This window comes from Geodermatophilus sp. CPCC 206100 (assembly GCF_048569675.1).
Classification (GTDB): Bacteria; Actinomycetota; Actinomycetes; order Mycobacteriales; family Geodermatophilaceae; genus Geodermatophilus.
In genome coordinates this window covers 25,099-50,775 of the sequence record NZ_JAQISV010000029.1, presented here as the reverse complement: position 1 = coordinate 50,775, position 25,677 = coordinate 25,099, and the positions used below count along the sequence as shown (strand labels likewise).

The 25,677-nt window shown below is 74.7% G+C and carries 26 protein-coding genes and 1 tRNA gene; 17 read left to right on the top strand and 10 right to left on the bottom strand.

Going from position 1 to position 25,677, the window contains the following annotated elements; translation table 11 throughout:
* Positions 1-23 precede the first annotated feature (23 nt).
* A complete protein-coding gene (sigJ, locus tag PGN05_RS14705) occupies positions 24-908 on the top strand; it encodes an RNA polymerase sigma factor SigJ (RefSeq protein ID WP_419753298.1) in 885 nt (294 codons plus the stop codon).
* Between the two features lie 101 nt (positions 909-1,009).
* Here the strand turns inward: sigJ and PGN05_RS14700 are convergent, their stop codons facing one another.
* Positions 1,010-1,597: a TetR/AcrR family transcriptional regulator gene (locus PGN05_RS14700; RefSeq protein ID WP_419753297.1), complete on the bottom strand. Its 588-nt coding sequence runs from the start codon at positions 1,595-1,597 to the stop codon at positions 1,010-1,012.
* Positions 1,598-1,668: 71 nt separating this feature from the next.
* Between PGN05_RS14700 and PGN05_RS14695 the strand changes: the two genes are divergently transcribed.
* From PGN05_RS14695 to PGN05_RS14670, 6 genes are all read left to right on the top strand, one after another.
* Positions 1,669-2,841: an alpha/beta hydrolase gene (locus PGN05_RS14695; RefSeq protein ID WP_419753296.1), complete on the top strand. Its 1,173-nt coding sequence runs from the start codon at positions 1,669-1,671 to the stop codon at positions 2,839-2,841.
* Between the two features lie 83 nt (positions 2,842-2,924).
* The gene (locus tag PGN05_RS14690) at positions 2,925-4,139 is read left to right on the top strand and encodes an FAD-dependent oxidoreductase (protein WP_419753295.1); all 1,215 of its coding nucleotides are present in this window, start codon (positions 2,925-2,927) and stop codon (positions 4,137-4,139) included.
* 620 nt (positions 4,140-4,759) lie between these two features.
* Positions 4,760-5,536 carry a molybdopterin-dependent oxidoreductase gene (locus PGN05_RS14685; protein WP_419753294.1) on the top strand — a complete coding sequence of 259 codons (777 nt, stop codon included), beginning with the start codon at positions 4,760-4,762 and terminating at the stop codon, positions 5,534-5,536.
* A 41-nt stretch (positions 5,537-5,577) separates the two neighbouring features.
* On the top strand, positions 5,578-5,883 hold the full coding sequence (locus PGN05_RS14680; RefSeq protein ID WP_419753293.1) for a tyrosine-type recombinase/integrase: 306 nt from the start codon (positions 5,578-5,580) through the stop codon (positions 5,881-5,883).
* A gap of 773 nt (positions 5,884-6,656) precedes the next feature.
* Positions 6,657-7,604, top strand: coding sequence for an NAD-dependent epimerase/dehydratase family protein (locus PGN05_RS14675; RefSeq protein ID WP_419753292.1), 948 nt, complete (start codon positions 6,657-6,659; stop codon positions 7,602-7,604).
* Entirely contained in the window at positions 7,601-8,521 is a 921-nt protein-coding gene (locus PGN05_RS14670) for an RNA polymerase sigma-70 factor (RefSeq protein ID WP_419753291.1), read from the top strand. The genes PGN05_RS14675 and PGN05_RS14670 overlap by 4 nt, the downstream gene beginning before the upstream one ends.
* A 499-nt stretch (positions 8,522-9,020) precedes the next feature.
* On the opposite strand, the gene PGN05_RS14665 is transcribed toward PGN05_RS14670, so the two are convergent.
* Both PGN05_RS14665 and PGN05_RS14660 read right to left on the bottom strand, forming a co-directional pair.
* Positions 9,021-9,105: transfer RNA gene (locus tag PGN05_RS14665), tRNA-Leu, on the bottom strand.
* 38 nt (positions 9,106-9,143) lie between these two features.
* Complete coding sequence (locus PGN05_RS14660) at positions 9,144-10,199, bottom strand: GGDEF domain-containing protein (protein WP_419753290.1); 1,056 nt, start codon at positions 10,197-10,199, stop codon at positions 9,144-9,146.
* 88 nt (positions 10,200-10,287) lie between these two features.
* Between PGN05_RS14660 and PGN05_RS14655 the strand changes: the two genes are divergently transcribed.
* Positions 10,288-11,616 carry a M20/M25/M40 family metallo-hydrolase gene (locus PGN05_RS14655; protein WP_419753289.1) on the top strand — a complete coding sequence of 443 codons (1,329 nt, stop codon included), beginning with the start codon at positions 10,288-10,290 and terminating at the stop codon, positions 11,614-11,616.
* 13 nt (positions 11,617-11,629) lie between these two features.
* Entirely contained in the window at positions 11,630-12,421 is a 792-nt protein-coding gene (locus PGN05_RS14650) for an SDR family oxidoreductase (protein ID WP_419753288.1), read from the top strand.
* Between the two features lie 5 nt (positions 12,422-12,426).
* Here PGN05_RS14650 and PGN05_RS14645 read toward each other — a convergent pair whose 3' ends face one another.
* On the bottom strand, positions 12,427-13,005 hold the full coding sequence (locus PGN05_RS14645; RefSeq protein ID WP_419753287.1) for a class I SAM-dependent methyltransferase: 579 nt from the start codon (positions 13,003-13,005) through the stop codon (positions 12,427-12,429).
* 126 nt (positions 13,006-13,131) lie between these two features.
* On the opposite strand from PGN05_RS14645, the gene PGN05_RS14640 reads away from it, so the two are divergent.
* Complete coding sequence (locus PGN05_RS14640; RefSeq protein ID WP_419753286.1) at positions 13,132-14,088, top strand: NADPH:quinone oxidoreductase family protein; 957 nt, start codon at positions 13,132-13,134, stop codon at positions 14,086-14,088.
* 10 nt (positions 14,089-14,098) lie between these two features.
* Here the strand turns inward: PGN05_RS14640 and PGN05_RS14635 are convergent, their stop codons facing one another.
* Complete coding sequence (locus PGN05_RS14635) at positions 14,099-14,305, bottom strand: DUF5703 family protein (RefSeq protein WP_419753285.1); 207 nt, start codon at positions 14,303-14,305, stop codon at positions 14,099-14,101.
* Positions 14,306-14,430: 125 nt separating this feature from the next.
* Between PGN05_RS14635 and PGN05_RS14630 the strand changes: the two genes are divergently transcribed.
* Positions 14,431-14,706 carry a hypothetical protein gene (locus tag PGN05_RS14630; RefSeq protein WP_419753284.1) on the top strand — a complete coding sequence of 92 codons (276 nt, stop codon included), beginning with the start codon at positions 14,431-14,433 and terminating at the stop codon, positions 14,704-14,706.
* A gap of 14 nt (positions 14,707-14,720) precedes the next feature.
* On the opposite strand, the gene PGN05_RS14625 is transcribed toward PGN05_RS14630, so the two are convergent.
* Both PGN05_RS14625 and surE read right to left on the bottom strand, forming a co-directional pair.
* The gene (locus PGN05_RS14625; RefSeq protein ID WP_419753283.1) at positions 14,721-16,340 is read right to left on the bottom strand and encodes an alpha/beta hydrolase; all 1,620 of its coding nucleotides are present in this window, start codon (positions 16,338-16,340) and stop codon (positions 14,721-14,723) included.
* Positions 16,341-16,470: 130 nt separating this feature from the next.
* Positions 16,471-17,226 carry a 5'/3'-nucleotidase SurE gene (gene surE / locus PGN05_RS14620; protein ID WP_419753282.1) on the bottom strand — a complete coding sequence of 252 codons (756 nt, stop codon included), beginning with the start codon at positions 17,224-17,226 and terminating at the stop codon, positions 16,471-16,473.
* A gap of 138 nt (positions 17,227-17,364) precedes the next feature.
* Here surE and PGN05_RS14615 point away from each other — a divergent pair, with 138 nt between their 5' ends.
* On the top strand, positions 17,365-18,147 hold the full coding sequence (locus tag PGN05_RS14615; protein ID WP_419753281.1) for a DUF2470 domain-containing protein: 783 nt from the start codon (positions 17,365-17,367) through the stop codon (positions 18,145-18,147).
* A 55-nt stretch (positions 18,148-18,202) separates the two neighbouring features.
* On the opposite strand, the gene PGN05_RS14610 is transcribed toward PGN05_RS14615, so the two are convergent.
* Positions 18,203-20,158, bottom strand: coding sequence for an AAA family ATPase (locus PGN05_RS14610; protein WP_419753280.1), 1,956 nt, complete (start codon positions 20,156-20,158; stop codon positions 18,203-18,205).
* Positions 20,155-21,135 carry an aldo/keto reductase gene (locus PGN05_RS14605; RefSeq protein ID WP_419753279.1) on the bottom strand — a complete coding sequence of 327 codons (981 nt, stop codon included), beginning with the start codon at positions 21,133-21,135 and terminating at the stop codon, positions 20,155-20,157. The genes PGN05_RS14610 and PGN05_RS14605 overlap by 4 nt, the downstream gene beginning before the upstream one ends.
* Positions 21,136-21,325: 190 nt before the next feature.
* Here PGN05_RS14605 and PGN05_RS14600 point away from each other — a divergent pair, with 190 nt between their 5' ends.
* Positions 21,326-22,159: an undecaprenyl-diphosphate phosphatase gene (locus PGN05_RS14600; RefSeq protein WP_419753278.1), complete on the top strand. Its 834-nt coding sequence runs from the start codon at positions 21,326-21,328 to the stop codon at positions 22,157-22,159.
* An 11-nt stretch (positions 22,160-22,170) separates the two neighbouring features.
* Here PGN05_RS14600 and PGN05_RS14595 read toward each other — a convergent pair whose 3' ends face one another.
* On the bottom strand, positions 22,171-23,007 hold the full coding sequence (locus PGN05_RS14595) for an alpha/beta fold hydrolase (protein WP_419753277.1): 837 nt from the start codon (positions 23,005-23,007) through the stop codon (positions 22,171-22,173).
* A gap of 86 nt (positions 23,008-23,093) precedes the next feature.
* Between PGN05_RS14595 and PGN05_RS14590 the strand changes: the two genes are divergently transcribed.
* From PGN05_RS14590 to PGN05_RS14575, 4 genes are read left to right on the top strand one after another with little or no spacing between them, the layout of a single operon-like run.
* Positions 23,094-23,528, top strand: coding sequence for a MarR family winged helix-turn-helix transcriptional regulator (locus PGN05_RS14590; protein ID WP_419753276.1), 435 nt, complete (start codon positions 23,094-23,096; stop codon positions 23,526-23,528).
* A gap of 34 nt (positions 23,529-23,562) precedes the next feature.
* A complete protein-coding gene (locus PGN05_RS14585) occupies positions 23,563-24,264 on the top strand; it encodes a histidine phosphatase family protein (protein WP_419753275.1) in 702 nt (233 codons plus the stop codon).
* 50 nt (positions 24,265-24,314) lie between these two features.
* Complete coding sequence (locus PGN05_RS14580) at positions 24,315-24,866, top strand: DUF3090 family protein (RefSeq protein WP_419753274.1); 552 nt, start codon at positions 24,315-24,317, stop codon at positions 24,864-24,866.
* A 34-nt stretch (positions 24,867-24,900) separates the two neighbouring features.
* Entirely contained in the window at positions 24,901-25,656 is a 756-nt protein-coding gene (locus tag PGN05_RS14575) for an SCO1664 family protein (protein ID WP_419753273.1), read from the top strand.
* Positions 25,657-25,677: the final 21 nt, after the last annotated feature.

Here is a 25,677-nt window from a genome sequence, read left to right as displayed (position 1 = left end):
CCGCGCAGCGAAGGACGTGACCGATGGACGAGACCGAATTCCTGGCGGACCGGTTCGAGGCGCACCGGCCCCGGCTGCGGGCGGTGGCCTATCGGATGCTCGGCTCGACGTCGGAGGCCGACGACGCCGTCCAGGACGCCTGGCTGCGGCTGAGCCGGGCGGGAGGGAGTGGCGTCGAGAACCTCGGTGGGTGGTTGACCACGGTCGTCGCCCGCGTGTGCCTGAACATGCTGCGGTCGCGCAACATCCGCCGCGAGGAGTCCGTCGGCATCCACATCCCCGATCCAGTCATCAGCCACGAACACGTGACCCAGCCCGACGAGGAGGTGCTCATGGCGGACTCGGTCGGTCTGGCGCTGCTCGTCGTCCTGGACGCCCTGTCCCCGGCGGAGCGGCTCGCCTTCGTGCTGCACGACATGTTCGACCTCCCCTTCGAGGAGATCGGGCCGATGATCGAGCGGTCGCCGACCGCGGCCAGGCAGCTGGCCAGCCGGGCCCGCCGGCGGGTGCGAAGCGCCGAGGTTCCGGCTCCGGATCCCGACCTCGCGCGCCAGCGTCAGGTGGTCGACGCCTTCTTCCGGGCCGCGCGTGGCGGCGACTTCGACGGCCTGGTCGCTGTGCTCCACCCCGACGTCGTGCTGCACGCAGACTTCGGGGCCCGGCGGCCCGCCGCTTCCAAGGTCTTCCGCGGCGCGGAGGCCGTCGCGCAGCAGGCTCGCATCGGCGCACTGCCCGGTGCCGAGCTGCACGCCGCGCTGGTCAACGGCGCGGCGGGCGTGGTCATCACCGTCAAGGGGCGGCCCTTCGCGGTCATGGGCTTCACCGTCGCGGAGGGCAGGATCGTCGAGATCGACGCGATCGCCGACCCGGAGCGCGTCGGCAGGATCGCCGCCGCCGTCCTCGGCTGACCGTGTGAGGGCCGCGCTCGTCGAACAGCCGCATGCACATGGCCGTGAGCGTCACCCCGACGGGCCGGCCTGCGTCGGTCACCGGCTGCGGGAGAGCTCCGTCATGACGTCGACTCCTCGCCCGGGACGCCGACCGCGTGGAGGATCCGCCCGACCAGGTCCCGCACGGCGTCCGTCGCCTGCGGCGACGGGGCCCCGGCCGCGGCGGTGAGCTGGCTGAACAGCAGTCCCTCCAGTAGGGCGAGCAGGTCACGCGCGCGATCTCCGGGATCGGGGATCCCGAGGTCGGCGAGCTGCTCGGCGAGGCGGCCGTGGATCGGGGCCGAGTTGGCGACCAGGGCCTGGCGCAGCTCCGGCCGCCGGGTCGCCTCGAGGGCCAGTTCGTAGCGAGCCAGCTGCCGGTCGCGGCCGTCGATCAACAGGCCGTGGACCGTGGCGGTGAAGGCCTCCTCGAACTCCGCGGCACTGGCATGCGCCAGTGCCGGAAGGCTCGCCGTGTCGAGGTCGGACATCCGACCGACGATGGCGCGCAGGAGGTCGAGCCGGGTACGGAAGTAGTAGGACGTCGACCCCTCCGGAACGCCGGCGGTGCGGTCGACGGCCCGATGCGTCAGACCTCGGCTTCCCTCGCGGGCCAGGGTGGTGATCGCCGCGTCGGCGAGCCGGGTCCTGCGTGAGTCGTCTGCCACCGGTACCTCCTTGACCCCTGCCTCTACATCTGTAGTGTAGGTCGTGCCACTACAGATGTAGAGGAGGGGTCGTGTCAGCTGGAGATGCCGTGCCGCTGATCCTCTTCGCGGCCACGGTGTTGGTGGCCCTCGAGCCGATCCGCCGTCCCCGGGCCTTGGCGGTGACGAGCTACCTGGCCGGTCTGGGCGCCAGCGAGCTGCCCCAGCTGTTCCTCGTCCTGCTGCTCACCGCGACCGTGCCGCCCATCGCTGAGGAAGGGCTCCCGGACGAACCGTTCGGGTGGGCGTTGCTCGGGCTGACGGCGCTCACCTACGCGGGTCTCGCTGTCATTGCCCGGCGCACCTGGCAGGCGGGGGACGTCGTCGGCCGGGCGCTGGCCGAGGGCCTCGGCGACCGGGCGGGGTACAGCCGATCGTCCCTGGCACGCGCCCTGCGCGTGCTGGGAACGCCGTTCCCCGTGCACCCACGGCGGGTGGAGCGGATCGCGGACGTGAGCTACGGGGACGCCGGACGGCGCAACCGGCTGGACGTCTACCGGCTCCGCTCTCGGCCGGCCGGTGCCCCGGTACTGGTCTACCTGCACGGGGGCGGCTACTTCAGCGGAGCCAAGCACCGGGAGGCGCGCGCCCTGCTGCACCGGATGGCCGGGGAGGGCTGGGTGTGCGTGAGCGCCAACTACCGGCTGCGTCCCGCAGCCGGCTTCGTCGACCACATGATCGACACCAAGAAGGTGCTCGCCTGGGTCCGCGAGCGCGGGCCCGCGTATGGTGCCGATCCCAGCACCGTCGTGATCTCCGGGAGCTCGGCCGGGGGCCACCTGGCCGCCATCGCCGCCCTGACGCCGGGCGAGCCGGCCTACCAGCCGGGGTTCGAGCACGTCGACACCACCGTGAGCGCGGCCGTGTGCTTGTACGGCTACTACGGCCGCTACTACGGGCACGCGGAGGACGAACGGCCGCCGTCGTCCCCACTCGTCCTCGATGCGGCGCACGCGCCGCCGTTCTTCCTGGCCCACGGCGACCGGGACACGTACGTGCCGGTGGAGGGCGCCCGCGAGTTCGCCGCGCGGCTGCGGGCTTCCTCGTCCAGCCCGGTCGTCTACGCCGAGCTCCCCGGCGGGCAGCACGGCTTCGACCGGTTCCGGTCCCTGCGCTTCGACGCGGTGGTGGACGGCGTCGCGGCCTTCCTCGCCCGCGCGGCGGCTCGGGCCGCCCAGGGGGCCGGGGCTCCGGGGCGGGCGTGAGTCGACCGCGGGTTCCGCGCGCCCTGCACGACCTCGTCAGCGACCCGCGATGACGAGGGCCGAACTCACGGAAGGACGGACAGGTGCTCGCACCGGTCACCCTGGAGGAACAGCTCACCGCCGCTCGGCGGAGTCGGCTGCGCGTGCTCGTCGTCGGCGCCGGCGTGGCCGGTGTGACGCTCGCGCAGTACCTGCGTGCCGCGGGGCTGGACCCGGTCCTGGTGGAACGCCGCGACGCGGATGCCGATGCCGGCTACATGCTGGGCTTGATGCCGCTGGTCGAGCCGCCGCTGGCGCACCTGGGGGTGCGGGAGGCGTACCGGGAGCGATCGGTGCCGGTCCGGCGATACGCGGTGCGGAACCGGTTCGGCCGGCCGCTCCGGCAGTACTCGCTCGGGAGCCTGCTGGAGTTCGGTGACTACCGCGGCATCTCGCGCGGCGACCTGCTGGCCGCGCTGGCCCACGCCGGGGGAGCGGTCAGCTACCGCACGACGGTGACGGGGCTTCGGCAGCAGGCGGACGTCGTTCGTACCGTGCTCTCCGACGGGGCCGGGGAGACGACGGCCGAGTTCGACGCCGTCATCGCCGCGGACGGACTGCACTCGACCATCCGGGCGATGGTCCTGGCGACCGATCAGGTGACCGGCTATGACACCGGGTGGCACGGGTGGGTCGGGTGGGCGGAGCCGGACGACGCTCCGGACTTGTACGAGGAGTGCTGGGGCGCCGGGTTCTTCCTCGGGATGTACCCGGTCAAGGGCAGGATCGGCGTCTTCGTGGGCGGCCCTCGCTCGGCGACGGCTCCAGGTGCACCGGCCTTCGTCGGCCGGGTGCGCCGCCAGCTGCAGGCCAGCGACCCTCGCATGGACCGCGCACTCACCGCGACAGCGGTCGGTCACGACGTGCACTCCTGGTCTCTGACCGACGTCCGGGCAGCGACCTGGTCCGCGGACCGCGTCGGCCTGGTGGGCGACGCCGCGGCCGGCTTCCTCCCGACCGCCGGCGTGGGTGCGGCGATGGCGATGGAGTCCGCCGCCGTCCTGGGACGGTCGCTGGCCGAGGCCACGCCCGCGTCGGTCGCGGACGCGCTGCGCCGCTACGAAGCTCTTCAGCGGCCCCGGGTCCAGGCCGCCCAGCAGAACTCCCGCGTCCTGGCCCGGCTGATGTTCCGGAGATCCTCGCCAGCGGCCGTCGCGCGGGACGTGGCCGCGCGCTTCGTGACCCTGGACAGGGCCGTTGCCCCGATCCGCCGGCTGCTCTCGGACCGCCCCGACTCCCGGCTCGTGGCTGCACGGTGAGCAGACACGGCCGTAGCCAGCCCCGCCGGACCGCTGGGCGGAGGTCGTGTCGAGAGCCAGCCGACCCGTTGGGCCGCTGCGGTTGTCGGTCCGCGCGGACGAAACGCAGGTCGGGTCGGTGTCCATGCCATCCCGAGCAGCCCCTCACCACTTCGCTGAGGGTCGCAACCCTGATGCTTCGTGCTCCTGATCCAAGAGCGCGGAGGCGTTGCGCTGGACCGGTCCTCGCCAGCCGGGTTCTGGTTCAATCGATCACGCCGTCGCGTTGCGAGACGTCAGCAACGCTCGCCCCGGATGAGCCCACCGGAGCAGCCGGGAGGAGGAGCGCGGAGACGGGCGGCGACGGGTGGGTCAGTTCCAGTCGGCGCTGTGGCGCGGCTGTGGGGTCACAGCCACGCGACCCTCACCACCTTCCGTGACCTGCCGTACAACGCGCCGTGGCTCGGCGCACCACCGGAGACAGAGCCGGCCGGCGGCCGTGAGCGCTCGCCGGGGTGTTCCAGAAGCCGGACATCCGCGGGACAGTCGGCCATCCCGGGTTGAGTGCCAAGCGAACCGTCGAAGGCTTCTCGAACGAACACGGGACGCCGTGGATGCCATCGCATAGACGGAGGTCAGACATGAGCACCGCACACGAGGTCCACCAGAAGCGTGGCTCAGCCGGAGTGGCCGGCCAGGATCGCCCCGGCAGCGAGGAGGGGCGCCACGGCTTGACGCTGCCGCCGGGCCAGCGTCCCGTCGAGGGCTTTCCGCGCTTCGGCACCCACCTGCACCACCCCGCTCCGGCCATCCCCGAGGCCTACGCGATCGAGGTCAGCGGGGCCGTCGCAGAAGCCTTCGCGCTGCCGCTGGCCGACTTGGCGCGGCTACCCCGAAGCGAGCTCACCGCTGATTTCCACTGCGTCGCCGGCTGGTCGGCCCTCAACCTCCGTTGGGAGGGTGTCGCCTTCGGCACCTTCTACCGCGAGATCATCGAGCCGGCGCTCGACCGAGCAGCCCCCGTCACCCACGTCGTCTTCGCGGGGCTCGACGGCCACCGCTCGGTCGTGACGATCGAGGACGCGCTGAACGACGACGTGCTGATCGCCGAGAACCTCGACGGCCGGCCGCTCGACAGCGACCATGGCGCGCCGATCCGTCTCGTCAGCCCGAGCCAGTACGGGTTCATCAGCACCAAGCACCTGAGCCGGATCGAGCTCCACACCTCCAGGCCGGCGCAGGCTGGCAAGTCCCTGGTGGACCGGCTGCTCGAGGAGCATCCGCGCTCGAGGGTCTGGGCGGAGGAGCGTCATGGCCGCCTCGCCGGCTGGTCGGTGCGGCCGGTCTACCGGCTCCTGATCCCGCCGATCCGGTTCCTCAGCGCCCGGGGCCGCCGGCGCACCGTCGCCCCGGGGTGACTCCCGGGACATCGGAGCGCGGGCGTCCTCGGTCTCTCGCGGTGCCGGGCCGGGCCCGCAAGGCGCTGAGGGAGAAGCAGTTGCCGGTGATCCGGCTGCACGACCTGCGCCACACCCACGCCACCCTGCAGCTCGCCGACGGCGTGCCGGTGAAGGTGGTCTCCGAGCGCCTCGGTCATGCCAGCGCCACGATCACGCTCACCGTCCACCAGCACGTGCACCCCGGCATGGGCCGCCAGGCCGCCGAGCGGTTCGCCGCGCTGCTCGACGGCGGATCCAGCGCGCGGAGTATCACGGGGGTGTCAAGCCTCTCCAGGCCCGCAAAAGAAAGCACCCCGGCGTCCTGACCTGCAGGAACACCGGGGCGATGCTGTGTCCGAGGGGGACTTGGGCACTGCGAAGTGGGAGCCGTCCCACCAGCGGCCGCCCCGGCGGGGGAGGGGCGCGGTGTGCGTGGCTTCGTGGACATGGTCGGAACGTAGCGCGCAGGTCGGACAAGATCACACACGTTCGGTCTCTGCGGCGTCCTCTTCTGCGACGAGCCGCATGAGTTGCCTTCGACGTTCCCTCGGCCAGCGTCAGTGGGCCGAGGCTGCGCTGTCCGGTGGTGGCGCCTTCGTAGCTGACGTTGCTGTCTCAGACTCAGGCGCCAGGCCGCCCGCCTCCTGCAGTAGAGCGGCAGCCTCGGCGTGATGGCCGAGCGCACTGAGGGTCGCGTCGTCCCGCGGGAGACGCCTTCCTGGCCGACCGGTCCGCGGGCGGTCGCGGGGAAGACCCCCGGGGGCCGGCGCGATGCACGGGTCGTCCAGCGTTGTGGGGTGACCGTGGGCGGCGGTCGGCCCGGCGGAGTGGGCCCCCTACTGCGGGCAGTGGTACCGCCGCGGCCGCAGTCGGTCGGGGCCGGATGGCGGCGACCCCCGGCGGGACGGTGCGTGATGACGTCCGCCCCGGAGGGCAACGGCTGATTGCCGGTCTCGGCGGGCCGCGGACGGTGTGCGGCGGAGACGGGGGACGGCAGCAGTCTGTGACATGACGCAGAAGATCGGGCGGACCTGTCACAGCCCGATGGGGCATCTCGTCTTCGAGCGCACCAACATCGCCACACGACGGGAGAACAGAGATGAAGGTCTTCGTTGCCGGCGCCGCCGGCGCCATCGGTATCCGTCTGATCCCGCAGCTCGTTGCGAACGGACACCAGGTCGTCGCGACGACGCGCAGCGAGCGGAAGTTCGCCATGCTGCGCGCCCTCGGCGCCGAGCCGGTGGCGCTCGACGGTCTCGACGCGGCGGCGGTCGGCGAGGCGGTCTCGCTGGCGAGCCCGGACGTGATCGTGCACCAGATGTCGGCGCTGGCAGGCGGCGCCAACCTCAAGAAGTTCGACAAGTGGTTCCACACCACCAACGCGCTGCGGACCGAGGGCACCCGGCACCTGCTCGCCGCCGCCGAGGCGGCCGGCGTGAAGAAGCTCGTCGCGCAGAGCTACACCGGCTGGACCAACATCCGCGAAGGCGGCCCCGTAAAGACCGAGGCCGAACCTCTCGACCCACACCCCGCTAAGTGGCAGCGTGAAAGCATCGACGCTATCGCGTACCTCGAGCGCACCGTGACGGCGGCCCCCCTGGAGGGCATCGTGCTCCGCTACGGCAACTTCTACGGACCCGGCGCCTCAGACGAGCTGGTCGACCTGATCAAGCACCGCAAGATGCCGATGATCGGCGACGGCGCCGGCGTCTGGACGTGGATCCACCTCGACGACGCAGCCGCAGCCACCGTCGCGGCGGTCGAGCACGGACACGCGGGCATCTACAACATCGTCGACGACGAGCCGGCGACCGTGGCGGAGTGGCTGCCGTACCTGGCGGAGTCCGTCGGCGCCAAGCAGCCCATGCGGGTGCCGACCTGGCTCGGGCGGATGGCCGCCGGGGAGACCACCGTGCAGTGGATGACGCAGGCGCGCGGCGCCTCGAACGCCAAGGCGAAGCGGGAGCTCGACTGGAACCCGACATGGGCCACCTGGCGGACCGGGTTCCGGCACGGACTGCACGAGGTACCGAAGGCCGCGGCGTGAGCACCTCGACGGAAACGGCGTTCCGCGAGCTACGCCCGTTGATGTTCTCGATCTCCTACCGGATGCTCAGCAGCGCGGGCGACGCCGAGGACGTCGTACAGGAGGCGTTCATCCGCTACCAGCACGCACTCGAGGACGGCGCCGTCATCGAGTCGCCGCAGGCGTACCTCTCGGCCGTCGTCACGCGGCTCTCGATCGATCGGCTGCGCTCGGCCGTCGTGCGACGAGAGACCTATGTCGGCGAGTGGCTGCCCGAGCCGCTGCTCACCGATGTCTCCCACGACCCGGCGGCGCAAGCGGAGCTCTCCGACTCGGTGTCGATGGCGTTCCTGCTCGTCCTCGAACGGCTGAACCCGGTCGAGCGTGCGGTGTTCCTGCTGCACGACGTGTTCAACTACGGGTACGACGAGATCGCATCCATCGTCGAGAAGGAGGAGGCGAACTGCCGCCAGCTCGCCAGCCGCGCGCGACGTCACGTACAGGCCGAGCGGCCGCGGTTCGAGACCACGCCCGAGCAGCGCGACGACCTCGCCGACAAGTTCTTCGCCGCGTTCACCGACGGCGATCTCGACGGCCTGGTCTCCCTGCTGGCCGCCGACGCGAGGACGTACGGCGACGGCGGCGGCAAGGCTCCGCAGTGGGCGGTCCCGATCGTGGGCGCCGAGAAGGTCGCGCGATTGTTCCTGGCGATGAGCAAGCAGTTGCTCAGGCACGAGCTGGCGGTCGAGCGGCACGAGGTCAACGGCCAGCCGGGCGCAGTCGTCCGAACCCGGGCCGGCGAGCTGATCAACGTGTTCGCCCTCGACATCGCCGACGGCAAGGTGCAGGCCGTCCGGTCAGTGATCAACCCCGACAAGCTGCGGCACCTCGGTCCCGTCGCCGACGTCTGGGCGTTGGGGCGACAGCCGCGTGACTGAGCTGGCCAGTGGATACCGATGCCCGATCCGGCTCAAGCAAGCTCGACGGCCGTCTATCGAGAGCTCCTCCAGCGCGGAATGAACCGCCGAACCGCCGAACCGCCGGGCGCCGTGCCGGGAAGCTGCGGTCGCGGGTTGGTGGGCCAGGCCGGCGACGCCGGTGACGGGGGAGCGGTGGGGGTGTCGACTGGAGCGGCCGGGACGGCGGCGGGGATCCGGGGCGGCGCCGGCTGCGCAGAGCGGGCGCGGGCCAGCGGCGGAGCCGGGGCGGTGCGGGGAGGCATGGTCGCACCGGTCCGGTCAGACCCCGCGGCGGCAATCACCACCAAAGCACCGCCACCGACGGCGGCTGCCAGCGCCGCGCGCGCGTCGGTCGTACGGAGCGGGGTGAGGGAGAGCGCCTCGTCAGGAGGAGTCGCAGCTGCGGCGTGCGTGGCCGAGGCGGCCGGGGACCTGTGCGTGACCGGTCCATCGTGATGGGACGGATCCCACTGCAGAGTGTCCGAGGGGGGACTTGAACCCCCACGCCCGATAAAGGGCACTAGCACCTCAAGCTAGCGCGTCTGCCATTCCGCCACCCGGACGAGTGCGAGTCAGAGACTACCGGACGGGCCGACGGCGATCACGCACCCCCCGCGCGTCCGGCGGGGGCCACGGCGACCCGTCCGCGGCCGGCCCGCTTGGCCGCGTAGAGCGCGCCGTCGGCGGCCGAGTAGAGGGCGGCCAGGTCGGCCGAACCCCCTGGCAGGTGCGCCACACCCAGGCTGATCGACAGGCCGAGCAGGGTGCCGTCGGACAGGGGCAGCGGCGCGGCGCGGACGGCGTCCCCGAGCTCCTCGGCGCGGCGGGCGGCGACGTCGGGGCCGCACCCGGGCAGCAGCACGGCCAGCTCGTCGCCGCCGAGCCGGGAGAGGACGGCGTCGTCGCCGCGCACCTGGTCGCGCAGGATCCGCGCCAGGTGGACCAGCACCTCGTCGCCCACCGGGTGGCCGTGCGAGTCGTTGATCGTCTTGAACGAGTCGACGTCGATGAGGACCAGCGCGGTGCCCGCCGGCGCCCGCCCGGTCACGGTCGCGCTGAGCGCCTCGTCGAAGACGCGGCGGTTGACCAGGCCGGTCAGCGCGTCCACCCGCGCCTGGTCGCGCAGCGCGGTCACCAGCTGGTCCTGCAGCCGGTTGGCGCGGGTGAGCATCACCGCCATCACGACCAGGACGGCGCCGACGAAGGCCGCGTCGGTCAGCGCCGGCACCGCAGGCTGCAGGAGCAGCAGCGTCGTCGTGTCGCCCGCCACGGCCAGCCCGGTCACCGCCGCCACGGCCGCGGGCCGCAGGTGCGAGGCCGCCCAGAGCACGGGGAAGCAGAGGAACGCCTGGGCGGCGGCCGAGGAGTCCTCGGTGAGCAGGTTCAGGAGGCAGGCGAGGAGCACCCCGCCCACGGCGATGGCCGTGCACAGGCCCATCCGGTCCAGCCGCTCGGCGGGCACCAGCCGGCAGGCGGCGGCCGCGCCGGCCAGCACCGCCACGCCCACCCACGAGGCGACGTGGCCGGCCGACCCGGCGGGGAGGTCCTCGACCGCGGTGAAGACGGCGACCACGGCGGCCACGACGCCCAGGATGAGCGCGGCGCTGTGCGCGGCGGCCCGGGGGTCGCGGGCCCTCAGCGCGCTGGACGTCCTCACGGTCGGGACATCGGCGCCGACCCGACTCCGGTGGAGCGCCGACTCACCCCTCGGGGGGACGCGCCCGGGCGGTGGCACGATCGGCGGCATGTCCGAGCCGACGCCCGCGCCCCTCGCCCGCGCCCAGGACGAGGTCGCGGAGCTGCTGAGCGACCTCATCCGCATCGACACGACCAACACCGGGGACACCGCGACCGGCAAGGGGGAGCGCGCGGCGGCGGAGTGGGTCGCCGGCAAGCTCGACGAGGTCGGCATCGGCAGCGTAGTGCACGAGTCGGAGCGGGGGAGGGCCAGCCTGGTCGCCCGCATCCCGGGCGCCGACCGCACCCGGCCCGCGCTGCTGGTGCACGGCCACCTGGACGTCGTCCCCGCTGACCCCGCCGAGTGGAGCGTCCACCCGTTCTCCGGCGAGGAGCGCGACGGCTACGTCTGGGGCCGCGGCGCGGTCGACATGAAGGACATGGACGCGATGGTCCTGGCGCTGGTCCGCGACTGGGCGCGCACGGGCACGAGGCCCCCGCGGGACGTCGTCCTCGCCTTCGTGGCCGACGAGGAGGCCGGCGGCCGGCTCGGCGCCCGCTTCCTCGTGGACGAGCACCCGGACCTGTTCGAGGGCTGCACCGAGGCGATCAGCGAGGTCGGCGGCTTCTCCATCACCGTCCGCGACGACCTGCGCCTCTACCTGGTGCAGACCGCGGAGAAGGGGCTGGCCTGGATGCGGCTGACCGCCGGGGGCCGGCCGGGCCACGGCTCCTTCGTCCACGACGACAACGCCGTCACCCGGCTGTGCCAGGCCGTCGCGCGGCTCGGCGCGCACCGCTTCCCGACGGTGCTCACCCCGCCCATGCGCCAGTTCCTCGCCGCGGTCGAGGACGCCTACGGCATCGAGATCGACCCCGACGAGCCCGAGCAGGCCCTCGCCCGCCTGGGCAGCATCAGCCGGATGATCGGCGCGGCGCTGCGCAACACGGTCAACCCGACGATGCTCGAGGCCGGCTACAAGGCCAACGTCATCCCCGGCACCGCCAGCGCCACCGTCGACGGGCGCTTCCTCTACGGCCAGGAGGAGGAGTTCGAGCGGCAGCTGGCCGGCCTGGTCGGCGAGGGCGTGCAGCGGGACTGGATCGTCCACGACCAGGCCGTGGAGACGACCTTCGACGGCCCGCTGGTCGAGCAGATGGCCGCCGCGCTCGTGGCGGAGGACGACGGCGCGCGGCCGGTGCCCTTCACGATGAGCGGCGGCACCGACGCCAAGAGCTTCGAGCGCCTGGGCATGCGCTGCTTCGGCTTCTCCCCGCTGCGGCTGCCCCCGGACCTGGACTTCGCCTCGCTGTTCCACGGCATCGACGAGCGGGTGCCGGTCGAGTCGCTGCGCTTCGGCGTCCGCGTGCTCGACCGCTTCCTGCGGGCCGCGTGACGGGATGCCGGCCGTGACCTCCCCGAGCCCCGTCGCCCTCGTCACCGGCGGCACCGGCGGCTTCGGCCGCGCCCTCGCCGTCCTTCTCCGCGACCGCGGGGTCACCGCTGTCCTCGCCGACCTCGACGGCGAGCGGGCGCGCGCCACCGCCGCCGACCTCGGCTGCCCGTTCGTGGCCCTCGACGTCACCGACCGCGCCGCCAACCGTGCGGTGGTCGAGCAGGTGGAGGCCGACCACGGCCGGCTGGACGCGGTGTTCCTCAACGCCGGCATCGCCGGGTTCGACTCCGACCAGCTGCTCGACGTCGACGGCTTCCTGCGGGTGCTCGACGTCGACCTGCTCGGGGTCGTGTACGGCACCTCGGCGGCGCTGCCGGCCCTGCAGCGCGCCGGGGGCGGCGCGATCGTGGTGACCGCGTCCCTGGCCGGGCTCTCGCCGATGGCCACCGACCCCGGCTACAGCGTGGCCAAGGGCGGGGCGGTCGCCTTCGTCCGGTCGATGGCGCCGCGCCTGGCCGCGGAGGGGATCCGGATCACCGCGGTCTGCCCCGGCTTCGCCGACACCGCGATCATCGACCCGATCCGCGCCGCGTTCGAGGAGGCCGGGTTCCCGGTGCTGCGGGCCGAGGAGGTCGCCGAGGCGATGCTGGCCGCCTGGACCTCCGGCGAGCCAGGTGCGGCCTACGTCGTCCAGCCCGGGATCGGCGCCGTCCCGTACGCGTTCAAGGGCGTGCCCAGCGCGCGGACGGCGACCGGCGAGACCGCCGCCGTCCCGCAGGCCCTGCGCCCGCCGACGATGCGCTGAGGCGGCTACTGCGCCGGGCCGGTCGGCCCGGTGCAGGCGAACAGGAACGCCGGCGGCACGTTCCAGGGGGAGACGCTGCGCTGCACGGTGGCGAAGCGGCGGCGCAGCTCGCCCTGCATCAGCGGCGAGTACTGGATCACCAGGGTCACGCCCTGCGGCGCCATCGCCCGGGGCAGCACGTCGAGGATGCGGCGGCGCAGCCCCGGCTCCAGCGACGTGTACGGCAACGCGGACACCACGACGTCGGCCAGCGAGCCGTCCAGGTGCGCGTCGAGGAACTCGGCGGAGTCGCAGACGACGGTCAGCCGCGGGTCCGGGTGGCGCTCGGTCAGCAGCTTGGCCAGCTGCGGGTCGATCTCCAGGGAGACCAGGCGCGCGTCGGGTCCCAGGCGGGCGAGGATCTCGCCGGTCTGCGAGCCCGTCCCGGCGCCGAGCTCGACGACCAGCCGCGCCGTGGAGAGGTCGGCCAGGTCGAGCATGTCCCGCACGGCCCAGCGCGAGGTCGGCAGGATGGCGCCGACCTGGCGGGGATGGGCAACGAAGGCCCGCAGGAAGCGCAGCCGGTCGGAGAGCTGGGAGATCATCGAGGTCCTTCCCGGTCGCCGAGTGGGGACGACCGCCGGTCCGCACCCTGTCATGCCCGGGCCGGGGCGGCGAACCGGACCGGTTCGGGAACGCCGGCCGGCCCGGCGTCTGGCAGGGTCGCGGGCATGCGCGCATGGCGGGTCCACGAGCTCGGCGAACCCTCACAGGTCCTGAGCCTCGACGAGGTGGCGCGGCCCACGCCCGGCGAGGGGCAGCTGCTGGTGCGGGTCCGGGCGGCGGCCCTGAACTTCCCCGACATCCTCATGGCTCAGGGGCTGTACCAGGAGCGCCCACCGCTGCCCTACACGCCCGGCGTCGAGCTGTGCGGCGAGGTGGTGGGCACCGGCCAGCGGGTGCTCGGCGGGCCCTCCGGCGGCTCGGGCGCCTTCGCCGAGTACGCGCTCATGGACGCCGACGGCGCCTGGCCGGTCCCCGATGGGATGCCCGACGAGAAGGCCGCCGCGCTCTACCTGACCTACCAGACCGGCCACGTCGGGCTGCACCGGCGGGCCCGGCTGCAGCCGGGGGAGTGGCTGCTCGTGCACGCCGGGGCCGGGGGCGTCGGGTCGGCGGCCATCCAGCTGGGCAAGGCGGCGGGCGCCCGGGTGATCGCCACCGCCGGCGGCGCCCGCAAGGTCGAGGTGTGCCGGCAGCTGGGCGCCGACCACGTCGTCGACTACACCGCCGAGGACTTCGTGCCGGTCGTCAAGGAGATCACCGGCGGGCACGGCGCCGACGTCGTCTACGACCCGGTGGGCGGCGACGTCTTCGACCGCTCGCGCCGGTGCATCGCCTTCGAGGGGCGGCTGGTCGTCGTCGGCTTCACCAGCGGGCGCATCCCCGACGCGCCGGCCAACCACGCGCTGGTGAAGAACTACAGCGTCGTCGGCCTGCACTGGGGGCTCTACCGGACGAAGGAGCCCGCGCTCATCGGCACCGTCCACGCCGAGCTGACCCGCCTGGTCGAGAGCGGCCAGGTCGACCCGATGCTGGGCGAGGTCCTCCCGCTCGACCAGGCGCCGCAGGCACTGGCCCGCCTGGCCGACCGGGGCACTGTCGGGAAGATCGTGCTCGTCCCCTGAGGGGACGCGGCTACACGTGCGGCATGGGCAGGTAGGACAACCGCGCCCGCCGGCGCATGATGACCTTCCGCGTGCCGTCGGCGTGCAGCTGGAGCCGGGCGAGCTCCCAGCCCCCCGTGTCCGCCTGCAGGCTCAGCATGGTCGCCGCCGCGGACCGGGACGTGCCCGGTGGGATCCGCAGCGGCGCGAACTCGTACTCCCCGGTGACCGCCTCCATCCCGCCGATCGTGCCACCCCCGTTCCCTCCCGGCCACGCCCTCGTCACCTGGCCGGGTCTGCCGCCGTCCCCGCCGGACGGCAGGATGGGCAGCGACCCAGGACCCCGACGAGACGGAGGACGACGTGACGGACCCCGGCACCCGGCCCGACGCGACCGACGCCGACCTGGCCGAGCAGCAGGCCCCGGTCGACCCGCCGGAGGTGTCCCGCGCCGCCGACGCCACCCCGCCCGCCGCGGACGTGCCCGAGGCCGACGCCCTCGACCAGCAGCTGGTCGCCCGCCCGCGCGGGGTCGGTGGCGGGCCGTCGAGCCCGGTCGGTGACCGCGAGGCCGACGAGGCCGACGTCCTCGAGCAGGAGGCCGACGTCCCGGTGGAGGACGACGACGACCTGACCTGACGCCCTGAGTCAGCTCAGGGCAGCGGGCGCAGCAGCCGCTCGGTCGCCGTCCCGGCGTCGGCCGGCACCGGCTGCGGAGCGGTGAAGGGCACCTCCTGCTGGCACACCGTCCCCTCGCCCGGCAGCGTCACGGCGGCGAGATAGGCCTCGGTGGCCGCGTCGATGCAGCCGGAGTTCCCGCCGTAGGCGGTGTGCCCGTCGCCCTCCATCGTCAGCAGCCGGGCGTTGCCCAGGTCCGCGACGAGCTCCAGCGCGCCCGAGTAGGGGGTCGCCGGGTCGTAGGTCGTGCCGATGACCAGCGGCGTCGGCGACGAGGCGGGGACGTCGAAGGGCCCGGCGAAGGCGTCCTCGTCGTGGACCGGCCAGAGGGCGTAGTTGATCTCGGCGTAGCCGGTGTTGTACCAGAAGTGCGGGAACGAGGCCCACGACTCCGCGCCCCGGTCCAGGTAGACCCCGAGGTCGCCCTGGGGGTAGCGCTGCTCGGCGGCGCCGATGGTGAAGTAGCGGTCCCCGCCGGGGGAGAAGGTGCCGTCGGGCTGCCGGCCGTAGGTGTCGTCGACGACGGCACGGACCAGGGAGCCATCGCCCGCCGCGGCCTGGCTCAGCGCCTGGCCCAGCAGGCCCCACGCCTGCTTGGCGTACAGCAGTGAGCTCGTCGCGATCCGGATCTCGTCGCCCGACACCGGCCGCGGGTCGGGTGCGAAGCCGGTCGCGGGGATCGGGGCCGTCTCGGCCGCGGCCACCAGGCGGTCGTAGGCCAGGAACGGGTCGGTGCCGCCGAAGCCCGAGCAGGCGACCTGGTCGACCGCGCAGGCCTCGGTGAACCGGGCGAGGGCGAGCTCGAAGGCGGCCGTCTGCGTGGCGATGTGGCTGATCGGGTCGTTCACGTACTGGTCGGCGTCCAGCGCGCCGTCCAGCACCATCGAGCGGTACCGGTCGGGGAAGAGGCTGGCGTACGTGGCGCCGAGGAAGGTGCCGTAGGAGAAGCCGAGGTAGTCCAGCCGCTCGAGGCCGAGCCCGGCGCGCACCATGTCCATGTCGCGGGCGACGTTCGCGGTGGAGACGTGCGCGAGGATCTCGCCGTTGTTGGCCAGGCAGGCGTCGACGTAGCCCTGGGCCTTGGCGACGTAGGCGTCGACGTCGATGTCCAGCGGGGTGGGCACGGGGACCGAGTAGATGCCCTGGGTCTCCTGGTCGACGCGGCAGTCGATGGCCGGGGTGCTCTGGCCGGTGCCGCGGGCGTCGAAGCCGATGAGGTCGAAGCGGGCGCTCAGGCCCGGGAACAGCTGGTCGCCCACGGCCTGGAGGATCTCGTTGGTCGCGCCGCCCGGCCCGCCGAAGTTGAGGAACAGCGAGCCGACCCGGGTGGCCGGGTCGTCGGCGGGCACCCGGGAGACCGCGATCTGCACCCGCCCGGCCGCGGGGTCGTCGTAGTCCATGGGCAGGTCGGCCGTGGCGCACTCCACGCCGGCCGCGGTCCCCTCCGGGGTGGTCCCGCAGGGCGCCCAGGTGAGCGTCGGCGGGGGCTCGACCAGCTGCTCGGCGGCGGACTGCGCACCGGCCACCGAGGTCCCGGTGCCCAGGACCAGGACGGTGAGGGTGCTGACGACGGCGCTGCGACGACGGATGGTCACGAGGGCCCCCTGAGGACGAGCGGCGCCAGGCCGAGAGCGTCGCTGCGGTGCCGCACATGCAACACCCGGCGCGGAGCGGGGGCAACCGCGGGCGGACCGGTCCGTCTCCCATGGGACGGCCCGGTCGGTCTCAGCTGCCGTCGAGTCCCGTCAGGTCGACGTCGGCGGCCTCGCAGGGCGCCCGCAGCGCGGTGACCGGCGCCCAGCCCTCGCGCAGCAGCGCGACGTCGCTGTCGGGCGCGGGGTCCTCGCCGACCTCGCGGAAGGTCAGGGTGACGAACCCCTCGCCGACCTCCCCGGCCTCCGCCTGCACCGCCCCGACCGACGACAGCCGGGCCGGCCGCAGGCCGCGCAGCCGGTCCGGGGCGACGTCGGGCGCGTTGACGTTGAGGACCGCGGCGCCGGGGGAGTGCGCCAGCACCCAGCGCAGCGCCCGCCGGGCGACCTCCTCGGCGGTGTCCCAGTGCGTCGGGGCGAGGCCGGCCAGCGAGAGCGCCAGGCCGGGGACGCCGTGGGCCGCGGCGGTCAGCGCCGCCCCGACGGTGCCCGAGTGCAGCACCAGGTTGCCGGCGTTGGGGCCCCGGTTGATGCCGGAGAGCACCAGGTCCGGGCGCGGTCCGAACGCGTCGTGCACGCCGGCGAACACGATGAACGCCGGGGAGGCCTCCACGGCCAGCGCCCGCCGCGCGTCGACGCGGGGCAGCGTGCGCTCGTGCACCACCAGCCGGCCGTCGTCGCCCACCGCGGTCAGGGCGGCGCTGCTGCCGCTGTACTCCGTGGACGGGGCGGCGATCACCACCTCGCACCCGGCCTCGACCGCGACGCGGGCCAGCAGGTGCAGGCCGGGGCCGTCGATGCCGTCGTCGTTGGTCACGAGCACCCGCACGGTCGGTCCTCCTCGGCCTCGGGACGGTTGCGACCGGTCTGCCCCGGTCCGGCCGGTGACACACACGCGGACTTCCCGGGAGCGGACCGGTGTGGTTAGGCTTCCCTAACAACTGTGTCGCACCCTCTCGGAGGACGCATGACGACGATCCCCGGCCCCAGCCCGGCCGCTCCCCGCGTCCTCGGTGACCCTGCGGAGCGGGCCCGGACGGTGGCCTGCCGCACCGCCGCCGCCCTGTGCGTCCGCGGCCTGGCCCCGGGCCGCCCGCTGGCGCACGCCACCACCGCGGCGGGCCAGGTCCTCGTGCTCGTCCCGGCCGGTGGTGAGGTCGACGAGGCCCTGGCGCAGGAGGACGACCGCTCCGCCGTCCTCATGGTCAGCGACCGGTCGCCGGTGCCGCTGCGGGACTCGCTGCGCGCCCAGCTGTGGCTGTCCGGGTGGCTCACCCCGGTCCGCGCGGCCGACCAGCGGGCCGCGGCGCTGGCCTTCGCCGAGGTCCGGCCGGCCGGGGAGCTGCTCGGGGTGGGCAGCGAGGCCACCCTGCTGCGGCTCGACCTGGCCGAGGTGGTGCTGCGCGAGGGCACCCGCTGCGCGGAGGTCGCCCCGCCGGCCTTCGCCGCCGCCCGGCCCGACCCGCTGGCCGACGTGGAGGCCGGGATGCTGCACCACCTCGACCGCGACCACCCCGAGGTGCTCGCCCTGCTGCGCAGCCGCATCCCGGCCGGGGACCTCGGCCCGCGCGACGTCGTCCGCCCGCTGGGCATCGACCGGTACGGCTACCGGCTGCGCATCGAGCGGCCCACCGGCAGCCGGGACCTGCGCATCCCGTTCCCGCAGCCGCTCACCTGCCCCGGCCAGCTGCCGGCGGCCACCCGGCGGCTGCTCTGCGCGGCCCGCGCCGGCCTGACCCGCCGCGACTAGCGAGGGATAGGAGGCAACACCCACGTCGGGGTGCGTCTGACGCAGGTGTTGCCTCCTATGCCCCGGGGTCCTTGTCCTGGGCCAGCAGCTGCGCCAGGCGGGTGCGGCGCGGCCGGACGTCGACCTGGCTGACCGCGCGGGCCAGCGCCGCGCCGGACGCGTGCACGATCGACAGGTGCCGCTGCGCGCGGGTGAGCGCGGTGTAGACCAGCGGGCGCGACAGCATCCCCCCGGCCTCCGGCGGCAGGACGACGACCACGCCCGGCCACTCCGAGCCCTGCGCGCGGTGCACGGTGATCGCCCAGCCGTGCCGCAGGTCGCTCATCGCCGTGCCGCTCACCGTCACCGGCCCCGACGCGAAGTCGACGTCCAGCGTGCCGTCGCCGGTGCCGGTCACCACCCCGACCTCGCCGTTGGCGAACCCGATCGGCTCCAGGTCCAGGTGGTTGGCGGTGGCCACCACGCGGTCCCCGACGTCGAAGCCCCACACCGTCCCGTCGCCCGGGTTCAGCTTCTCCTTGAGCGCCTTGTTCAGCTCGATCGTGCCGGCCGGCCCGCGGTGCACCGGCGTCACCACCTGCACCGTCGCCGGGTCGATGCCCAGCGCCCGGGGGATCGAGTCGGTGACCAGCTGCACCACCCGCCGCGACGCCTCGGCGCTCCCGGTGGCGGGCACGACCACGACCTCGCGGTCGGGGGAGTCCACCGGCGGCAGCTGCCCGCCCCGGACGGCGTTGGCCAGCCGCGCGATCGCCCCACCCTCGGCCTGCCGGTAGAGCGTGGTCAGCTCGGTGACCGGGACGCCGCCGGAGTCGATGAGGTCCCCGAGCACGTGCCCGGGGCCGATCGAGGGCAGCTGCGCGGGGTCGCCGACCAGCAGCAGGTGGGTGCCGTCCGGGCAGGCCTCCAGCAGCGCGGCGGTCAGCTCGACGTCGAGCATGGAGGCCTCGTCGACCACGACGACGTCGGCGTCCAGCGGCCACTCCTCGTTGCGGGCGAAGCCGCCGGTGGTGCCCTGGGCGCCGAGCAGCCGGTGCACGGTGACCGCGGGGTGGTCGGTGAGCTCCTCCAGCCGCTTGGCCGCCCGCCCGGTGGGCGCGGCCAGCGCCACCTCGCTGCCCTTGGACCGCAGCAGCGCCACGACGGCCGCCACGGTGCGGCTCTTGCCCGTGCCCGGGCCGCCGGTGAGCAGCGAGACCCCGGCGCCGAGCACCTGGGCCACGGCCTGCTTCTGGGCGTCGTCCAGGCCCTTGGCCACCGACCGGACGGCGGCGGGGTCGGCGATCCGCTCGGCGGTGGCCATCAGCCGGGCCACGTTCTCCGCGACCGCCTCCTCGGCCATGCCGTAGCGGGCCAGCGACAGCGTCCGCAGCGCCGGGTCGGGCTCGGGCAGCTCGTCGAGGTCCCCGTCGTCCTCGGGCTCGACGAACGGCGGCTCGTGCTCCAGCACCTCGCCGGACTCGACGGCCGCGACGATCGCCGCGGCGGGGTCGGCGACCTGCTCGGCCCGCAGGGCGGCGACGACCAGGTCGGCCGGCAGCACGGTGTGCCCGTCGCGGGTCGCCGTCCGCAAGGTGAGGGCCACGATCGCCCGGCCGCGGCGGCTGTCCTGCCGGTCGGCCCCGGGCAGGACGGCGATCGCCAGGCGGTCGGCGTCGCCCAGCGTCACCCCCGTCAGGCCCAGCAGCGCCCAGGGGTCGTCGCGCAGCCGGCGGGCGGCGTCGGGGCCCAGCGCGTCCGCGGCGGTGGCGGCCAGCTTCGCCTCGAGCCCGGCGCCGACCAGCAGCGCCACCACGTCGTAGGTGGGCTGGGCGGCCAGGAAGCTGGAGAACAGCCGCTCGGCGCGCTGCCGGCCGACCCGGGGCAGCTTCTGCAGCCGGTCGGCGGTGACGTCGTCGGGGGAGGTGATGCCGGCCGCGGGCAGCTCGGCGGCGGCCCGCTTGCCCAGGCCCGGCCAGAGCCCGGCGGCGCAGAACGCCGCGAAGACGGGGTCGGGAGCGACGGTGGTCATCGGTCCGACCGGCGCTCGGGATAGCCGAAGTACGGGGCGGAGACGTCCTCGAGGGCGGTGCGGATCGCCGCCGGCAGCCGCACCGACTCCGCGTCCAGCGAGGCCTGCAGCTGCGCGGCGGTGCGGGCCCCGACCACCGGCGCGGTCACCCCCGGGCGGTCGCGCACCCAGGCCAGCGCCACGGCCAGCGGGGTGGTGCCCAGCCCCTCGGCGGCAGTGATGACCGCCTCGACGATCCGGTCGGAGGTCGGCGAGCGCAGCCCGTCGATGAACCCCTGCCACTGCGGGGAGGCGCCGCGGGACTCCGGAGGCGTGCTGTGCCGGTACTTGCCGGTGAGCAGGCCCCGGCCCAGCGGCGACCAGGCCAGCACGCCGAGGCCCAGCGCCTCGGCGGCCGGCACGACCTCGCGCTCCACGCCGCGCTGCAGCAGCGAGTACTCGACCTGCGTGCTGACCACCGGCGTCCGCCCCGGCCAGGCCCGCTGCCAGGTCGCGGCCTGCGCGGTCTGCCAGCCGGTGAAGTTGCTCACCCCGACGTAGCGGACCCGCCCCGAGGACACCGCGGTGTCGCAGGCGGCGAGGGTCTCCTCGAACGGGGTGGTCTCGTCCCAGGCGTGCAGCTGCCACACGTCGACGTGGTCGAGGCCCAGCCGCTCCAGGGAGGCGTCCAGCGCGGCGAGCAGGTGCCCGCGCGAGCCGCCCCGGCCCATCGGCCCGGGCCCCGTCCGGCCCACGGCCTTGGTCGCCACCAGGACGTCGGAGCGGGGGACGACGTCGCTGAGCAGCCGGCCCAGGGTGCGCTCGCTCTCCCCGCCGCAGTAGACGTCGGCGGTGTCGACCAGGGTGCCCCCGGCGTCGACGAAGGCCGTCAGCTGCATGGCGGCCTCGTCCTCGTCGGTGTCCCGGCCCCAGGTCATGGTGCCCAGCGCCAGGCGGGAGACGACCAGGCCGCTGCGCCCGAGCGCGCGTTGTTCCACGGGAGGCCAACCTACCGGCGAGGGGTGCCCGGGGCCGGGGAGCACGGGCCGTCGGGGGACGGCGCGCCGGGCTGTGGACGCGCCCGCCCGGAGCGGCGTCCGGGCCCCGCGGGGGTCCCCGCCTAGGCTGGCCTCCCGTGCTCTCCGGACCTCCCGCCACCCGCCCGGCCGACCAGGGCGGAGCCGCCCGATGAGCTGGATCGAGGCGGTCGTCCTGGGCCTCGTCCAGGGCCTGACCGAGTTCCTGCCGATCTCCTCCAGCGCGCACCTGCGCGTGGTGGGGGAGGCGTTCGGCTGGGGTGACCCGGGCGCGGCGTTCACCGCCATCACCCAGATCGGCACCGAGGCCGCGGTGCTCCTCTACTTCCGCCGGGACATCGGCCGGATCATCCGCGCCTGGGCGCTCTCGTTCGGCGACCGGCGGATGCGCCGGGACCCCGACGCCCGCATGGGCTGGCTGATCATCGTCGGCAGCGTGCCGATCGTCGTCCTCGGGCTGCTGTTCCAGGACGACATCGAGACCACCTTCCGCAGCCTCTGGATCGTCGCGACGGCGCTCATCGCCTTCTCGCTGATCCTGTTCTGGGCCGACCGGGTGGGCGCCAAGGTGCGGGAGCTCGACCGGCTCACCGTCGGGCACGGCATCGCGTTCGGGTTCGCCCAGGCGATGGCGCTGGTGCCCGGGGTGTCGCGGTCCGGCGGCACGATCACCGCCGGGCTGTTCCTCGGCTACTCGCGGGCGGCGGCGGCCCGCTACTCGTTCCTGCTCGCCGTCCCCGCGGTGCTCGGGTCGGGGTTCTTCCAGGCCTACGAGGCGCTCACCGGCGACGTGGCCGGCGAGACCGTGGACTGGGGCCCGACGATCCTGGCCACGGTGCTGGCCTTCGGCGTGGGCCTCACCGTGATCGCCTGGCTGCTCCGCTACCTGGACCGCGGCAGCTTCACCCCGTTCGTCGTCTACCGGGTGGTCCTGGGCGGCCTGCTGCTGGTCCTGCTGGGCACCGGGGTCCTCGCGGCCCAGTGACCCGGGCGGGCTCAGCCCACCCGGTCGGCGTGCCCGGCGATGGCCGCGGCGATCTCCGCGGCGTCGAGGTCGGGCACGGTGTGGTGGGTGGCGCCCGCCATCTCGACCACCCGGACCGAGGGCAGCAGCGCCCGGGCGGAACGGGCGACGCGGCCGGGGTCGTGCGCGCGGCTGCGCCCGGCGACGACGACGAGCGTGGGCACCCGCAGCCCGGCCAGGCCCGCCCGTGAGGGACGGCGGGTGCGGACGAGCCGACCCCGGGGGAACGCGGTCGCGCCCGCGACGTAGAGGTCGAGCCAGTCCGGGTCCACCGGGCGTCCTCCCGTCTCCCACGCGAGGAAGCGCCGCACCCGGGCCGGCGTCGGCCGGACCAGCACCGGCACGGCGTGCATCAGGTACCGCGGGCTGAAGCCGGCGAAGCAGGCGGTCGGGTCCAGCAGCACGAGGGACGACACCGGACAGCTGCCGGCCAGGGCGGCGGTGAGGGCCAGGTGCGCACCCGCGGAGTGGCCGACCAGGTGCACCGGCCCGGTCCCGAGGGCGGCCAGCAGCTCGGTCAGCCACGCCGTCAGGTCGGCCGTCGCCCGGATCGGGCGGGCGACCGCACTGCGGCCGGGGTCACCCGGCTGATCGGGAGCGAGGACGCGGAACCGCCCGGCGAGCGCACCGGCGACCCCGGACCACACCGTCGCGGTGGCGCCGCCGCCGTGCAGCAGGACCACCGGGTCGGCTCCGGCCGGCCCGGCGACGAGCACGTGTGTCCGTCCCCAGGAGGTGGGGACGTCGACGGCGGAGGACCCGCGCGGCCAGCGGGCGGCCGCCACGTCGTAGCGCTCGGCGAAGGTCACGCCGACAGACAACTAGATGGTCTAGCTGTCAGGCAACCCAGCTACAGTGGGTCGTGCCCCCCGACCGCCGGCAGGCGCCGCCGACCGTGCACCGCCTCCGAGCGCTCACGCTGCTGCTCGACGACGCCGCCGCGGCCTTCGCCGCCGGCACCGGACTCGGCGGAACCGACCTCCGAGCGCTCATCTGCCTGCTCGACGCGGAACGAGCCGGACAGGCGGCGAGCCCCACGTGGCTCGCCGCCCAGCTGGGCGTGACCACCGCGTCGGTCACCACCCTGCTGGACCGGCTGCAGCGGGCCGGCCACGTCCGCCGGGTACCGCGGACCGACGACCGGCGACGGCTCGACCTGGTCGTCCAGGACTCGGCCAAGGACCTCGGCTGGGCCTTCTTCGGCCCGCTCGTCCAGGCGACCTCCGACGTCCTGGCGCGGCGGACCCCGGAGGAGCGCGCCGTCATCGACGGCTTCCTCGACGACATGCTGGCCGCGGTCGGCCGGCCGGCGCCCACGGCCGAACGATGAGCCGCACCGGCCCGGCCACCTAAGGTCGGCGGTCGTGACCACCGTTCTCCTCCTGCGGCACGGCCGGACGACGGCCAACGCCGGCGGGATCCTCGCCGGCTGGACCCCGGGCGTGCAGCTCGACGAGACCGGCGAGGCGCAGGCGCGGGCGGTGGGGGAGCGGCTGGCGCCGGTGCCCCTCGCCGCGGTGGTGAGCAGCCCGCTGGAGCGCTGCCGGCAGACCGCCGCCGCCGTCGTCACCGGCCGCGACCTCGAGCTGCGGACCGACGACCGGCTCGGCGAGGCCCGCTACGGCGACTGGACCGGCCGCCCGCTCAAGGAGCTGGTCAAGGAACCGCTGTGGAAGGTCGTGCAGGCCCACCCCTCGGCCGCGGTCTTCCCCGGCGACGAGGGGGAGGGGCTGGCCCACACCCAGGCCCGCGCGGTCGCCGCCGTCCGGGCGTGGAACGCCACCCTCGGCCCGGACGCCGTCTGGCTGGCGTGCAGCCACGGCGACGTCATCAAGGCCGTCCTGGCCGACGCTCTCGGCCTCCACCTGGACCAGTTCCAGCGGATCGTCGTCGACCCCGCCTCCGTGTCCGTGGTCACCTACACCGAGACCCGGCCGTTCGTGGTGCGCATGAACGACACCGGCGGGGACGTCTCCGCGCTGGTCCCGCCGCCCAGGAAGGGGCGGCGCCGGAAGAAGGCCGACTCCGACGCCGTGGTGGGCGGCGGCGCCGGCGCGAGCGTCTGACCTCCGCGTCTCGGCGCGCCCCCCGACCCCGCCCGCGTAACCTGGGCGTCGTGCCGCGCCAGGTCCACCTCTTCGAACGTCCGTCCCGGTTCGTCGCCGGCACGGTCGGCCAGCCCGGCGACCGCACCTTCTACCTCCAGGCTGCCGACGCCGCCGGCCGCGTGGTCAGCGTCGCGCTGGAGAAGACCCAGGTGCAGGTGCTCGCCGACCGGATGAACGAGCTCCTCGACGAGGTCGCCAGCCGGCCGGGCACCGTCGTCCCGCCCGACGCGGAGGTCGACGACCTCGAGCCGCTCGCCGCGCCGGTCGACGAGGAGTTCCGGGTCGCCGCGATGGGCCTGGCGTGGGACGGCGAGTCGCAGGCCGTCGTGGTGGAGGCCGTGGCCGCCGGCGAGGAGCCGGTCGACGAGGACGCCATCCTCTCCGACAGCGACGAGGGGCCCGACGCGCTGCGGGTCACCATCACTCCCGCCGCCGCCCGGGCCTTCGTCGTCCGGGCCCGGCGCGTGGTGGCCGCGGGGCGCCCGGCGTGCCCGCTGTGCTCCCTGCCGCTGGACCCCAGCGGGCACGTCTGCCCGCGGCAGAACGGATACCGCCGCTGAGCCGGCGGAGCCGGGGCCGGACGGGGCCGCCCCGATGACCGAGCGCCCGGCCGAACCGGCGTCGGACCTGCGCGCGCCGGACGGCGACGACGAGGCCCGCACCCTGCTGCTCGACGGCGAGATCGACCTCGAGGGCCGGATGCTGGACGCCAGCAACGTCACCCTGGTCGGCACCATCCGCACCGGCGAGCTCGAGGCCGAGTGCGTCTACAAGCCGGTCGCCGGGGAGCGTCCCCTCTGGGACTTCCCCGACGGCACCCTCGCCGGCCGGGAGGTGGCCGCCGCCCTCGTCTCCGAGGCCACCGGGTGGCGGATCGTGCCGCCCACCGTGCTCCGCGACGGGCCGTTCGGGCCCGGGATGGTGCAGCTGTGGATCGACGGCGACCCCGCCGTCGACCTGGCCGCCTTCGTCCGCTCCGACCGCCCGGGGCTGCGCCGCATGGCCGTCTTCGACGCCGTGGTGAACAACGCCGACCGCAAGGGCGGGCACATCATCCCGACCGCAGACGGGCACGTGTACGGCGTCGACCACGGCATCTGCTTCTCCGTCGACCCCAAGCTGCGCACCCTGCTGTGGCGCTGGGCCGGCCAGCCGCTGCCGGCCGAGGCGGTCGAGGTGCTGGAGCGGCTGTCGACCGGCCTGCTCGGCGACCTGGGGGAGCAGCTGCACGAGCACCTGACCCGCCGCGAGGTGCGCCGCACCCAGCAGCGGGTGGCCGAGCTGCTGCGCACCGGCCGGCACCCGCAGCCCAGCGGCGACTGGCCGGCGCTGCCCTGGCCCCCCTTCTAGAAGGACCCCGTCCTCCCCACC